Here is a 12,710-nt window from a genome sequence, read left to right on the forward strand (position 1 = left end):
ACTGGAGGTCCCACCGTGGAACCTGACGAGCACACGCGCCAGCGTGCGTCGGTGGACCCGGGCGACCCCTTGGTCGGACGCCTCCTCGACCGCCGCTACCTGTTGCTGCGCCGGATCGCCCGGGGCGGCATGGCCGGCGTCTACGAGGCCGTGGACCAACGGCTCGAGCGGACCGTGGCGATCAAGGTCATGCACCCCGGCATGGGTGACGGCAACGACTTCGCTGCCCGCTTCGTACGCGAGGCCAGGGCCGCCGCAAAGCTCTCACACCCCAACGTGGTCGCCGTCCACGACCAGGGTGAGGACGACGGCATCGTCTTCCTGGCCATGGAGTACGTCCCCGGCCAGACGTTGCGTGACGTGATCAAGGACCGCGCTCCGCTCTCCCCCGCTGCGGCGTTGGCGCTGCTGGAGCCCGTCCTCGGCGCCCTCGCCGCCGCCCACCGCGCCGGTGTGGTGCACCGTGACATCAAGCCCGAGAACGTGCTCATCGGCGAGGGACAGGCCGGCGATCCGGCTCTGGTCAAGGTGGCCGACTTCGGCCTGGCCAAGGCGATCAGCGCCACCAGCCAGCACACCGCCACCGGCGTCGTGATCGGGACCGTCTCCTACCTCGCCCCTGAGTTGGTGGTGCAGGGACAGGCCGACGCACGGGTCGACGTGTACGCCGTCGGGGTCGTCCTCCACGAGCTCCTCACCGGCGTCAAGCCGCACGAGGGTGAGAACCAGATCCAGGTGGCCTACAAGCACGTGCACGAGGACGTGCCGGCTCCGTCGCTGCTGGTCCCGGGGATCCCCGGGTACGTCGATGCCTTGGTGGCCCGGGCAACCGCTCGCGACCGTGACCAGAGGCCTTCGGACGCAGGGGTGCTGCTCCACCAGGTGCGTCGCGTGGCCCAGGCCCTGCGTGAGGGGATCACCGAGGACCACGAGCTGGAGTCGGACCTGCGCCCGGCACCGGTCGTGGCGCCCCTGGCTGTCGAGCTGGAGGCAGAGCGCGAAGGGATCTCCGACGTCGAGGAGGTCTTCGCGACCGCAGCCGCGGCTCCGGTCACCGACCGCACCCAACAGCTGCAGGCTCTCTCACCCGCCGAGCTCCAGGCCATGGGGGCCGGTGCTCCCGGCGCCGTCGCGACCGGAGGAGCACACCTGGCCAACGCGGACGCCGCCGACAAACCGATCCGACGACTGCCCTCTCCTGAGGCCGACCGACGCACCACCGATCGCGGTCGTCGAGGTCGTCGCGGACCGTTCGTGCTGATTCTTGCCCTGCTGCTCGTGCTGGCCATCGGCGTCGGTGCCTGGTGGTTCGGATTCGCGCGCTACACGACCACACCCAGCCTGATGGGACTGAGCCAGAGCGAGGCCGTCGCCGAGCTCGAGGCCAACGGTCTGCAGGCCCAGGTCGGCGAGCCGTCCTACGACGAGGAGATCGCCAAGGACCTCGTCGTGACCAGTGACCCCGAGCCCGGCGACCGGGTCCTGGACGGCGACACCGTCACGCTCTCGCTCTCGTTGGGGCCCGAGCGCTACGACGTGCCGCAACTGACTGGCAAGGACGACGACGCGGCTCGTGTTGCGCTGGAGGAGCTCAAGCTCGAGTACGGGCGCAAGGTCGAGAAGTGGAGTGAGACGGTTCCCGAGGGACAGGTCATCTCCACCAACCCGAAGGCCGGCACGACGGTACGTCCCGGCACGGCCGTCAACGTGACGCTCAGCAAGGGTCGCGAGCCGGTCGAGGTCACCGACTTCACCGGCAAGAAGGCGGACCGTGCCCAGGCCAGGCTCGAGAAGGCTGGTCTGGTGGTCGCGCGCGACGAGGTCTTCGACGACGAGGTCGCCGAGGGCATCGTGATCAGCCAGAGCCCCACCGAGGGCACGCTCTTCAAGGAAGACACCGTCACGCTCAAGGTCTCGAAGGGCCCGACCCTGGTCGAGATGCCCCGAGTGGTCGCCCAGAGCGTTGCTGCGGCCACCAAGACACTGGAGGATCTCGGCTTCGAGGTGGAGGTGCAGAACTCGTCGGCCTTCATCGGGCTCCGGGTCGTGCTCAGCACCGATCCTCGCGCCGGGTCCATGGTCCCCAAGGGGTCGACCGTCACCCTCTCCCTCGTCTGACCCGTCACCCGCCCCGGGCGGCCCGCCTCGGGGGTGCCCCGGATCGTGCCGGGCCGGTCGGGAGACCTACTGTGGACCGGTGCCCGAGACCCTCACCACCGCCGATTCCGCTCTTCGCAACCCGGTCGGGACGCACGTCCAGGTCGGCAAGGGCCTGGTCGCCGGAGCGTTGGCCAGCGCCGCTGACCTCGACGCCGAGACGATCCAGGTCTTCGCGGGCAACCCCCGCGGCTGGGCCCACTCCCCAGGTGATCCATCCGTGGACGCCGCCTTCCGGGACACCTGCGGGGAACGAGGCATTCGCGCATTCATCCACGCTCCCTACCTCGTGAACCTGGGCTCACCGACACCGGCGACGTACGAGAAGTCGGTCGCGGTCCTCGCCCACAACCTGCGGCGCGCCGCCGACCTCGGTGTCGAGGGCGTGGTCGTGCACACCGGCTCCTTCGTCGACCCGAGCGACGACCAGGACAAGTACGACGCTGCGATGAAGCAGGTCCGCGAAGGCCTCCTGCCGATCCTCGAGACCCTGGAGGGGGACGACGCTCCCTGGCTCCTGCTGGAGCCCACCGCAGGCCAGGGACGCTCGCTCTGCGCCGGTGTCGAGGACCTGCACCCCTACCTGTCCGCGCTCGACCTCCACCCGAAGGCAGGGATCTGCCTCGACACCTGTCACGTCTTCGCCGCCGGCGAACCGTTGGACGAAGTGGGGGGCGCAGGCGCTGCCGTCGACCGGATCGTCGAGATCGGCGGGCCGGGGCGGCTCCGGCTGATCCACGCCAACGACTCGATGGACGTACGAGGGGCCTTCAAGGACCGCCACCAGCGCATCGGCGAGGGGCACATCGGCACGGGCGCGTTCAGCGAACTGTTCGCCCATCCGGAGACCGCCGGTGTCCCGTTCATCCTGGAGACGCCGGGGTCCCGTGACGAGGGCAACGCCGACATCCCGTTGCTGAAGGCGCTCCGCGACCGGGCACACGGCCTCGCAGCGCGGCTGTGACCCGCCGGCCCGCCCTGGTTGCGACGCTGGCCCTGATCGCCGTCACCGCTTCATGGGGTTCCACCTTCTTCCTGATCAAGGATCTGCTCGATCGGGTCCCGACCCTGGACTTCCTGGCCGTGCGCTTCGCCATCGCGAGCGCGGCCATGCTCCTGGTCGCTCCCCGGGCACTGGCCCGACTCTCGGCGCAATCACGTCGTCAGGCGATGGTCCTCGGAGTGCTGTACGGCATCGCACAGATCCTGCAGACCGCCGGCCTGGCCCACACGGCTGCGAGCGTGAGCGGCTTCATCACCGGGATGTACGTGGTCTTCACCCCCCTCTTCGCGGCCGTCCTGCTCAGGAGCCGGATCAACCGCATGACCTGGGCTGCGGTGGCGCTGGCAGCCCTCGGCCTGGCGGTGCTGACCCTGCAGGGCGTCGCGATCGGCTACGGCGAGGCGATCACCCTGGTGGCCGCCGGCCTCTACGCGCTGCACATCGTGGGGTTGGGTGCGTGGTCGCGTCCGCAGGAAGCGATGGGGATGTCGATCGTGCAACTGATGGTGATCGCAGCCGTCTGCTTCGTGGCCACCGCACCCGACGGGATCATCCTGCCCGGCACCCGTTCCGACTGGCTCTCGTTGGTCTACATGGCGCTGGTCGCCGGAGCGGCCGCGCTCTTCGTGCAGACCTGGGCGCAGGCGCACCTGAGCCCCACCCGGGCCGCGATCATCATGAGCATGGAGCCGGTCTTCGCCACGACCTTCGCGGTCGCTGCGGGCGACGAGGTCCTCACCGGCCGGCTGGTCCTCGGGGGACTGATGGTCCTGGGGGCGATGCTCCTGGTCGAGCTCTCCCCCGGTCGCAAACTCGAGGGTGAAGTGACCCACCTGACCGTCTGAGGTGCTGCTCGTCTTGTGATCCGTCAGGGTGCGCGTGGCTCGGTCCCAGACGCGTACCTTCGTCACCAGGCACCCCACTCCACATCGGGGCCCGCCGGAAGGAGTTCTGATGGTCATCGTCATGTCACCCGCAGCCACCGACGAGGACATTGCGCACGTGGTCGAACGCGTGGAGTCCACCGGCGGACAGGCGTTCGTCTCCAAGGGTGTGAACCGCGCGATCATCGGTCTGATCGGCGACCTCGAGTCCTTCCACCACCTCAACCTCCGCACCCTGCGCGGCGTCGCCACGGTGCACCGGATCTCCGACCCCTACAAACTCGTCAGTCGGCAGCACCATCCGCAGAGGTCCACGGTGTGGGTCGGCCCTGCCGACCACCAGGTGCCGATCGGCCCCGACACCTTCACCTTCATCGCCGGACCCTGCGCCGTGGAGAGCGCCGAGCAGACAGTCTCGGCCGCCCGGATGGCGGCCTCTGCCGGGGCCACCCTGCTCCGCGGCGGGGCGTACAAGCCCCGCACCTCTCCGTACGCCTTCCAAGGCCTGGGCGTCGAAGGGCTGGAGATCCTGCGCTCGGTCGGTCTCTCCACCGGGTTGCCTGTGGTGACCGAGGTCGTCGACGTGCGCGACGTCGAGACCGTCGCCAGCCACGTCGACATGCTCCAGATCGGCACCCGCAACATGGCCAACTTCGGGTTGCTGCAGGAGGTGGGTCAGTCAGGCAAGCCGGTGCTCCTCAAGCGCGGCATGAACTCCACCATCGAGGAGTGGTTGATGGCTGCCGAGTACATCGCGCAGCGAGGCAACCTCGACATCGTCCTGTGCGAGCGCGGGATCCGTACGTTCGAACCCACCACCCGCAACACCCTGGACATCTCTGCCGTCCCCCTCGCCCAGACCCTGAGCCACCTGCCCGTCATCGTCGACCCCTCGCACGCTGCCGGCCGTAAGGACCTGGTGGTGCCGCTGACGCGGGCTGCCATCGCCGTCGGAGCCGACGGGGTCATCGTCGACGTGCACCCGGATCCGGAGACTGCACTGTGCGACGGCCCCCAGGCCCTGCTCGGCAGCGACCTGCGAGAACTCGCCCAGGCCGTACGCCAGTTGCCGAAGGTCATGGGTCGGCACGACGCCGGCGCGGTCGCCCGGGCTCGCTGACCTGACTGCCCTCGGCGGTTCTCGGAGCGTCTCCGGGGCCGAGCGCCTCAGAGCCGGGACAGGACGACTGCAGCCCGCTCCACTGCAGCGGCATCCACGCCGAGGTGGGTGACCAGGCGCACCGTCCTCGGACCGACGGCACTCACGCGTACTCCCTCGCTCGCTGCCCGCTCGACGAAGACAGCAGCATCGTCCCGCTCCATGACCACGATGTTGGTGTCGACCTTGCTCGGGTCGACTCCGCAGGCCTGGGCCAGCAGGCGGGCGTGGTCGTGGTCCTCTGCCAGCCGTTCGACGTGGTGGTCGAGCGCATGCAGCCCGGCCGCGGCCAGGATCCCCACCTGACGCATCCCGCCCCCCATCCGCTTGCGCCACACCCGGGCCTCGTCGATCGTGTGCTGACTACCCACCACCAGGGACCCGACCGGGGCGCCGAGCCCCTTGGAGAGGCAGACGGCCATCACGTCGGCGGTCGCGCCGTAGGCACGCAACGGGGTGCCGGTCGCGACGTGCGCGTTCCAGATCCTCGCGCCGTCCAGGTGCACGGCACAGCCCACTGACTGCGCCCACCGGTGCAGCTCCTCGAGGTCGGCCAGCGGGAGCGTCACTCCCCCGGCGAAGTTGTGGGTGTTCTCCACCGACACCGCGGCGGTCGGCACGAAGAACGGACCCATGTCCGGGGCGTACAGAGCCTGGATCGCGCTCAGGTCGATCTGTCCGCGCGCTCGGGTCCAGGTCCGCATGGTGACCTGGCTGTAGACGGCGTGGGCACCGAGCTCGGCGCGTGCGATGTGGGCCGAGCTCTCACAGAGGATCTCCTGGCCGGGAGCCACCACGCTGCGCACAGCCAGCACGTTGGCCATCGAACCGGTCGGGGTGAAGAGGGCCGCCTCGTGTCCGAAGAGGTCGGCGACACGCTCCTCCAGGAGCCGTACGGTCGGGTCCTCGCCGTAGACATCGTCACCGACGGGCGCCTGGGCCATGGCTTGTCGCATCGCCGGGGTCGGTTGGGTCAGGGTGTCCGAACGGAGATCAACGAGGTCGCTCACCCACTGAACCCTACGGACCCCCTGCGACCGACCGGAAATGTGACGACGGCGCGGTCCCCTGCGGGACCGCGCCGTCGTCAGGTGCGGGTCGTGCTTGCTCAGGCCTTGCGCAGCATCTCGGAGACCAGGAAGGCCAGCTCGAGGGACTGGACCCGGCTCAGGCGCGGGTCGCAGACCGTCTCGTAGCGGTTGGCCAGGCCGGCCTCGTCGATCAGCTCACCGCCGCCGACGCATTCGGTGACGTCGTCACCGGTCAGCTCGACGTGCAGGCCGCCGGGCCACGTACCAGCGGCGCGGTGGACGTCGAAGAAGCCTTGAACCTCGTCGATGACGTCCTCGAAACGGCGGGTCTTGTAACCCGAGGACGCCTCGAAGGTGTTGCCGTGCATCGGGTCGCAGACCCAGGCCACCTGGATCCCCGCGGCCTTGACCTTCTCCACGAGCGGGGGCAGACCCTCACGGATCTTGCCGGCACCGAAACGGGTGACGAAGGTCAGTCGTCCAGGAATGTTCTCCGGGTTCAACTTGGCTGCCAGCGCCAAGGCGTCGTCCGCAGTCGTCGTGGGGCCGAGCTTGACCCCGATGGGGTTGCTGATGCTGCTCAGCAACTCGACGTGGGCGCCGTCGATCTGCCGGGTGCGCTCGCCGATCCAGACCATGTGGGCCGAGACGTCGTACGGCTTCTCGGTGCGCGAATCGATGCGGGTCAACGAGTGCTCGTACTCCAGCAGCAGCGCCTCGTGGCTGGAGTAGAAGTCGACGCGGTGGAACTCGTCGGGGTCGGCACCGATGGCCTGCATGAAGTTCAGGGCGCGGTCGATCTCGCTCGCGACCTTCTCGTAACGCAGGCCGGCAACGGAGTCGCGTACGAAGTCGGTGTTCCACGCATGCACCTGGCGCAGGTCGGCGTAGCCACCGGTCGTGAAGGCACGCACCAGGTTGAGCGTCGCCGCGGCGTTGTTGTACATGTCGACCAGACGCTGCGGGTCCGGGATGCGCGACTCGGAGGTGAAGGCGAAGCCGTTGACCGCATCGCCGCGGTAGGCCGGCAGCGTCACGCCTTCGCGGGTCTCGGTGTCGGACGAGCGAGGCTTGGCGTACTGACCGGCCAGGCGGCCCACCTTGACCACCGGCACGGAGCCGGCGTACGTCAGGACGACGGCCATCTGGAGCAGCACCCGCAACTTGTTGCGCGTGTTGTCCGCGGTCACGCCTTCAAAGGTCTCGGCACAGTCCCCACCCTGGAGCAGAAAGGCCTCGCCGCGGGTGACGGCGGCAAGCTTCTCCGTCAGGTCGTCGCACTCACCGGCAAAAACCAGTGGGGGCGCCTTGCGCAGGCGGGCAACCGCACTCTCGAGAGCAGCAGCATCTGGGTAGTTCGGCTGCTGAACCCGACCGAGGGCGTTGAGGTCTTCGAGGCTCGGGATGGTCACCCCCCAAGCCTACGTCCGAGGCACTGACAGGGCCGATTCGCCCGCCCCTCGGGCTCACCGCGACGACGTCGACCTGGACCCGCACTCGGACTGTGACGCTCCCCAACCCACTTCCGGAACCCCTAGACTCGCGCCATGGCACCCAAACGTGTGGCACTCCTCACCGCTGGCGGATACGCACCCTGCCTCTCCTCCGCGGTGGGTGCCCTGATCGAGATCTGGACCCGCCACTCCCCCGAGACCGAGATCATCGCCTATCGGCACGGCTACGAAGGTCTGCTCAAGGGCGACAGCATCGTCGTGGACGAGGCAGCGCGCGCCGGGGCCGCCGTGCTGCACCGCTTCGGCGGGAGTCCCATCGGCAACAGTCGGGTCAAGTTGACCAACGACGAGGACTGCCGCAGGCGTGGCCTGATCAGCGACGGTGAGAGCGCGCTCGAGGTGGCGGCGACCCGTCTCGTCACCGACGGCGTCGACGTCCTCCACACGATCGGCGGCGATGACACCAACACGGCGGCTGCCGACCTGGCCGCCCACCTCAGGGCCAGCGAGATCGAGTTGACCGTGGTCGGGCTGCCCAAGACGATCGACAACGACGTGGTCCCGATCCGCCAGACACTCGGCGCCCAGAGCGCGGCCGAGCAGGCGTCGATCTTTGCCCGCAACGTGCTCGCCGAGCACGGTGCCGCTCCGCGGATGCTGATCGTGCACGAGGTGATGGGGCGCGCGAGCGGTTGGCTGACCGCCGTGGCCGCCCGCGACTACCTGACCTGGCATGCCGCGCAGGAGTGGCTGCCGAGCATCGGCCTGGCGCCGGAGCGGTGGGACATCCACGGTCTGTACGTCCCGGAGTTGCCGATCGACCTCGACGCCGAGGCCGTCAGGCTGCGCCGGGTGATGGATGAGGTCGGCTGCGTCAACATCTTCCTCTCCGAGGGAGCCGGGGTGTCCGACATCGTCGCCGAGCTGGAGGCGGACGGCACCGAGGTCGAGCGCGATCCCTTCGGTCACGTCATGCTCGACAAGATCAACCCAGGCCAGTACTTCGCCGAGACCTTTGGGGCACGCATCGGGGCGGGCAAGAAGATGGTGCAGAAGTCCGGGTACTTCTCCCGCTCCGCCCGCGCCAACGACACCGACCTCGCCCTGGTCCGCGAGATGAGTGAGATGGCGGTGGCCTCCGCCATGGCCGGTGTCCCGGGCGTCATCGGTCACGACGAGGGACGCGGCGACGAGTTGCGCGCCATCGAGTTCGAACGGATCGCGGGACACAAGCCCTTCGACGTCACCCAGCCCTGGTTCACCGCGATCCTGGAACGGATCGGCCAGACGACTCCCTGACGGCCCAGGTGGTGGCCCGTGGCGCCCACTAGGGTCTTCTCCAGCACTGCCGGGACCGTTCAGGGCCGGCACCCGTGACGAAGGAGTCCAGATGAGCGTGCTCGCGATCGATGCCGGGACCACCGGTGTGACCGCCGTGGTGGTGGACCTCGACGGCAGCATCGTGGCCAAGGGCTACCAGGAGTTCAGCCAGCACTTCCCGCAACCCGGCTGGGTGGAGCACGCTCCCGAGGAGATCTGGCAGGCGACGCTGGCCGCCACCAAGGAGGTCCTCACCAAGGTCGACGCCGACGACCTCACGGCCCTCGGCATCACCAACCAGCGCGAGACCGTGGTCCTGTGGGACCGCGAGACGCTCGGCTCCCCCCGCAGGGCCATCGTCTGGCAGGACCGCCGCAGCGCCGACATCTGCACCCGACTGCGCGAGGAGGGGCACGAGGACCGGGTCACCGAGCTGACCGGTCTGCGCCTCGACCCGTACTTCTCCGGGACCAAGTTGGTCTGGTTGCGCGAGAACGAGCCCCACACCTGGGCCCTGGTCGAGTCCGGACGGTACGCGGTGGGCACCGTCGACTCCTACCTGATCGCCCGGATGACGCGCGGCAACTGGCACGTCACCGACGTCTCGAACGCCTCGCGCACCCTGCTCTTCGACCTGGGGAAGGGTGACTGGTCCGACGAGCTCTGCGAGCTTTTCGGCGTGCCCCGTTCGGCTCTGCCCGAGATCGTGCCCAGCTGGGGCGTCGTCGACACCACCGACGCACGGTCCTTCTGCGGCCTCGAACTGCCGATCGCCGGCATAGCGGGCGACCAGCAGTCAGCGCTCTTCGGCCAGACCTGCTTCGACGTCGGCGACACCAAGTGCACGTACGGCACCGGCTCCTTCATCCTCACCAACACCGGGACCGAGCCCGTGCGCTCCGACGCCGGGCTCCTGACCACCGCCGCGTGGCGCAGTCCCGAGGGCGAGACGACGTACGCGCTGGAGGGCTCCATCTTCGTCACCGGGGCGGCCGTGCAGTGGCTGCGTGACGGCCTGCAGATCATCGGCTCCGCCGCCGAGGCCGAGGCAGTGGCCCGGACCGTCGAGGACACCGACGGCGTCTACTTCGTCCCTGCGCTCACTGGGCTCGGCGCCCCCCACTGGGACCCGCACGCGCGCGGTCTGCTGATCGGCATGACCCGTGGCACCACCCGCGCCCACGTCGTGCGCGCCACTTTGGAGGCGATCGCCTTCGAGGTCCGCGACGTCCTCGAGACCATGCCGGAGCTGACCTCGATCAAGGTCGACGGGGGCGCTGCCGCCAACAACCTGCTGTGCCAGATGCAGGCCGACCAGGTCGGTCTCCCGGTGGAACGACCCAAGCTCGTCGAGACCACGGCGCTCGGTGCGGCCTTCCTGGCCGGCCTGGGCACCGGGGTCTGGTCCTCGACCGAAGAACTGAAGCAGACCTGGCAGTTGGAGGCCCGCTTCAGCCCCGGCGACGGACGGACGGCGGCCGACGCGGGCTACGAGCGTTGGACCGAGGCGGTGCATCGCTCCAAGGGCTGGGCCTGAGCCGCCGGTGACCCGACACCGCGCACCCCGCCCGGGAGTCACTGCAGCTCGTTGAGCGCGGTGGCGGCGGCGTCGCGTTCCTCCTCCGCCTCTGCGACCGCGCTGGCCGCGTCCTCGCAACTCTCCTCAGCTGCAGCGAGTTCGTCCGCGACCTCGGCCGCCTGTGCCTCCAACTGCGCGATGCGTCGACGCAACTCGTCGAGCTCGGACTCGACCTGCAGCGTCCTGGCCTGGAGGTCCCCCACCCGACGCTGTTCGCTGCGATGTTCCCGTTGGGCACGGCTGAGGGTCCGCTCGGTCTCCGCCAGCGCCTGTTTGGCCTGCCGGCGTTCCTGGGCCGAGACCTGCGGAGGTGGAACCAGCCGCAGCGCCGGGCGCTTCGGGGCGACCGGAGGTCGAGCCCGGGGCACGAAGCCCCAGGTGGCGGGCAGTGCCACCGCCGAGGCGAGGTCGACGGCGTCGACCCCGGTCGAAGTCAATGGTGTGATGAGGGTCCCCGAACGCACGGCCACCGCCGCGCCTTCGTCCAGCAACGCCGCTGTGAGCGTGGCCTCCACCTGGTCGAGCACTGCTGCACTGAGTCGTTGGTCGGACTCGGCCGCGGCCTCCTTGACGCGCGAAGTGAGCGCAGCCGTCAGTTGGCGACGTTGGCGGGTGAGGCTGCGCAACTCCTCGCCGTCCAACGCGCTCTGTGCCTCGCGCAACGCCTCCCCCAGGGCCAGCAACTGTTCGACCTGGGCGGCCTCACGGCGTACGAAGTGATTCACCGCCCACGCAGCTGTGGCCGGACGGCGCAACGCCTTGACCCGCGAGGCGTACGCCGCGTCGTCGGACTTGAGCGCCTTCACGTGGGCGTCACGAGCGGCGGTGAAGTCGGAGGGGTCGAGGGCGTACAACTCGTCGACCAGCGTCAGGAGACGCTCGTCGACTGCCTCCGGCTCATCCATGTCAGACCTCGTCGACCTCGTCGAGTCCTTGCTCGATGGCCCAGCGGGTCAACTCCACCCGATTGTGCAGCTGCAGCTTGCGCAGCGTGTTCTGGACGTGGTTCTGCACGGTCCGGTGGGAGATGAAGAGGCGTTCGGCGATCTGCTTGGAACCCCACCCCTTCGCCACCATCCGGAGCACCTCGGTCTCACGCTCGGTCAGCTCCGGGGTCTCGGGACGCTGGTTGGCGGGGTCGGAGATCCGACGGAACTCCCCCAGCACCAGCCCTGCGAGGCCGGGGGTGAAGACGGTCCCGCCGCCGGCGACGCGGCGTACTGCGTCCAGGAGGTCGGTGCGCGACGCCGACTTGACCAGGTAGCCGGTGGCTCCTGCCTTCAAGGCCTCCAGCACGTCCTCCTGCTCACCGGACGCCGAAAGGATCAGCACCCGGGCGGACGGGTCCTGGGCCAGCACGGTGCGCGTCACCTCCACACCGTTGGGCGCGGGGATCTGGAGGTCGAGGACGACCACCTGGGGGCGGGAGGCAGCGAACCGGGTGATCGCCTCGTCACCGCTGGCGGCAACCGCCACCACGTCCAGGCCCGAGGCGGCAAGGTCACGCTCCACGGCGTCACGCCACATCGGGTGGTCGTCGACGACCATGACTCGGATCGGTTGCTCGCTCACGCTGCGAGGTTACTGCTCGGCGGGCCCCTGCGCGTCGGCCGCTCGCCGATAGCGTCCCCGGCGATGCACCAAGGGATCGTCCTCGTCCTCGACGTGCGCCTCCACGATCCGGCAGGTGTAGAGGGTGGACCAGCCGACCTCGTCAGCCCCCTCCCGCTCCACCTGCGCCCAGGAACCGGCACTCATCAGTCGGGGCCCGTGGCTCGCGCCGGTGAAGTCGGCGGAGGCGAACGCCCCGCCCGGCGCAGGTGAGAGGCCGGCGAAGATGTCGGCCAGGTCCCGGTGCTGCCAACGCAGCAGGTGAACCACGGCGCGCCCGTTGCGGTCGAACTCCTCCGCGAAGTCGGAGAGCGGATCGACCAGCGCCAGGAATCGACCCTCCTCGCCGCGGGCCACCATGACGCTGGAGACCGTGAGCCCGCTGCGAGCGGCACCGGTGCCGGTGGTCCACAGGGTCACCACACCGCCGATCCGGCCCCGCAGTTGGCGCACCTCGTCGGGGGCGTCACGGGGACCCGTGAAGGGGTGGCTGCTGTGAATCGTCATGGAGC

General features: G+C 69.5%; 11 protein-coding genes. 6 read left to right on the top strand and 5 right to left on the bottom strand.

The genetic code is table 11. From position 1 onward, the window contains the following. Window positions 1–15 precede the first annotated feature (15 nt). The 4 genes from pknB to aroF all read left to right on the top strand — a co-directional run bounded on the left by pknB (window position 16) and on the right by aroF (window position 5,164). Window positions 16–2,118 (top strand): Stk1 family PASTA domain-containing Ser/Thr kinase, encoded by a 2,103-nt coding sequence (gene pknB / locus DNK52_RS00970; protein ID WP_239455302.1) that lies wholly within the window; start codon window positions 16–18, stop codon window positions 2,116–2,118. A gap of 79 nt (window positions 2,119–2,197) precedes the next feature. Continuing rightward, a complete protein-coding gene (locus tag DNK52_RS00975) occupies window positions 2,198–3,121 on the top strand; it encodes a deoxyribonuclease IV (protein WP_110238695.1) in 924 nt (307 codons plus the stop codon). After that, entirely contained in the window at window positions 3,118–4,005 is an 888-nt protein-coding gene (locus DNK52_RS00980; protein WP_110238696.1) for a DMT family transporter, read from the top strand. The genes DNK52_RS00975 and DNK52_RS00980 overlap by 4 nt, the downstream gene beginning before the upstream one ends. Before the next feature lie 109 nt (window positions 4,006–4,114). Further along, window positions 4,115–5,164, top strand: coding sequence for a 3-deoxy-7-phosphoheptulonate synthase (gene aroF / locus DNK52_RS00985; RefSeq protein ID WP_110238697.1), 1,050 nt, complete (start codon window positions 4,115–4,117; stop codon window positions 5,162–5,164). A 47-nt stretch (window positions 5,165–5,211) separates the two neighbouring features. Here the strand turns inward: aroF and DNK52_RS00990 are convergent, their stop codons facing one another. Both DNK52_RS00990 and DNK52_RS00995 read right to left on the bottom strand, forming a co-directional pair. Further along, window positions 5,212–6,213: a threonine aldolase family protein gene (locus DNK52_RS00990; protein ID WP_275426124.1), complete on the bottom strand. Its 1,002-nt coding sequence runs from the start codon at window positions 6,211–6,213 to the stop codon at window positions 5,212–5,214. Between the two features lie 98 nt (window positions 6,214–6,311). Then, the gene (locus DNK52_RS00995; protein ID WP_110238698.1) at window positions 6,312–7,646 is read right to left on the bottom strand and encodes a class II 3-deoxy-7-phosphoheptulonate synthase; all 1,335 of its coding nucleotides are present in this window, start codon (window positions 7,644–7,646) and stop codon (window positions 6,312–6,314) included. Between the two features lie 135 nt (window positions 7,647–7,781). On the opposite strand from DNK52_RS00995, the gene DNK52_RS01000 reads away from it, so the two are divergent. Both DNK52_RS01000 and glpK read left to right on the top strand, forming a co-directional pair. After that, window positions 7,782–8,987 carry a pyrophosphate--fructose-6-phosphate 1-phosphotransferase gene (locus DNK52_RS01000; RefSeq protein ID WP_110238699.1) on the top strand — a complete coding sequence of 402 codons (1,206 nt, stop codon included), beginning with the start codon at window positions 7,782–7,784 and terminating at the stop codon, window positions 8,985–8,987. 91 nt (window positions 8,988–9,078) lie between these two features. Beyond that, window positions 9,079–10,545, top strand: a complete 1,467-nt coding sequence (glpK, locus tag DNK52_RS01005; protein ID WP_110238700.1) for a glycerol kinase GlpK — start codon at window positions 9,079–9,081, stop codon at window positions 10,543–10,545. Window positions 10,546–10,583: 38 nt separating this feature from the next. Here glpK and DNK52_RS01010 read toward each other — a convergent pair whose 3' ends face one another. The 3 genes from DNK52_RS01010 to DNK52_RS01020 are packed head-to-tail and all read right to left on the bottom strand — an operon-like array spanning window position 10,584 to window position 12,705. Beyond that, window positions 10,584–11,492: a hypothetical protein gene (locus tag DNK52_RS01010; RefSeq protein WP_110238701.1), complete on the bottom strand. Its 909-nt coding sequence runs from the start codon at window positions 11,490–11,492 to the stop codon at window positions 10,584–10,586. A gap of 1 nt (window position 11,493) precedes the next feature. Then, complete coding sequence (locus tag DNK52_RS01015; RefSeq protein WP_204163378.1) at window positions 11,494–12,135, bottom strand: response regulator transcription factor; 642 nt, start codon at window positions 12,133–12,135, stop codon at window positions 11,494–11,496. Window positions 12,136–12,168: 33 nt separating this feature from the next. After that, window positions 12,169–12,705 (bottom strand): flavin reductase family protein, encoded by a 537-nt coding sequence (locus DNK52_RS01020; protein ID WP_110238703.1) that lies wholly within the window; start codon window positions 12,703–12,705, stop codon window positions 12,169–12,171. Window positions 12,706–12,710 lie beyond the last annotated feature (5 nt).

The sequence above is a fragment of the Nocardioides gilvus genome (assembly GCF_003194605.1).
Classification (GTDB): Bacteria; Actinomycetota; Actinomycetes; order Propionibacteriales; family Nocardioidaceae; genus Nocardioides; species Nocardioides gilvus.

Excerpts from the sequence above, each read along its gene's own strand:
- DNK52_RS01020 (WP_110238703.1), bottom strand. The coding sequence starts at position 12,705 with ATGACGATTCACAGCAGCCACCCCTTCACGGGTCCCCGTGACGCCCCC.
- DNK52_RS01010 (WP_110238701.1), bottom strand. The coding sequence starts at position 11,492 with ATGGATGAGCCGGAGGCAGTCGACGAGCGTCTCCTGACGCTGGTCGAC.
- DNK52_RS01015 (WP_204163378.1), bottom strand. The coding sequence starts at position 12,135 with ATGGTCGTCGACGACCACCCGATGTGGCGTGACGCCGTGGAGCGTGAC.
- glpK (WP_110238700.1), top strand. The coding sequence starts at position 9,079 with ATGAGCGTGCTCGCGATCGATGCCGGGACCACCGGTGTGACCGCCGTG.
- aroF (WP_110238697.1), top strand. The coding sequence starts at position 4,115 with ATGGTCATCGTCATGTCACCCGCAGCCACCGACGAGGACATTGCGCAC.
- DNK52_RS01000 (WP_110238699.1), top strand. The coding sequence starts at position 7,782 with ATGGCACCCAAACGTGTGGCACTCCTCACCGCTGGCGGATACGCACCC.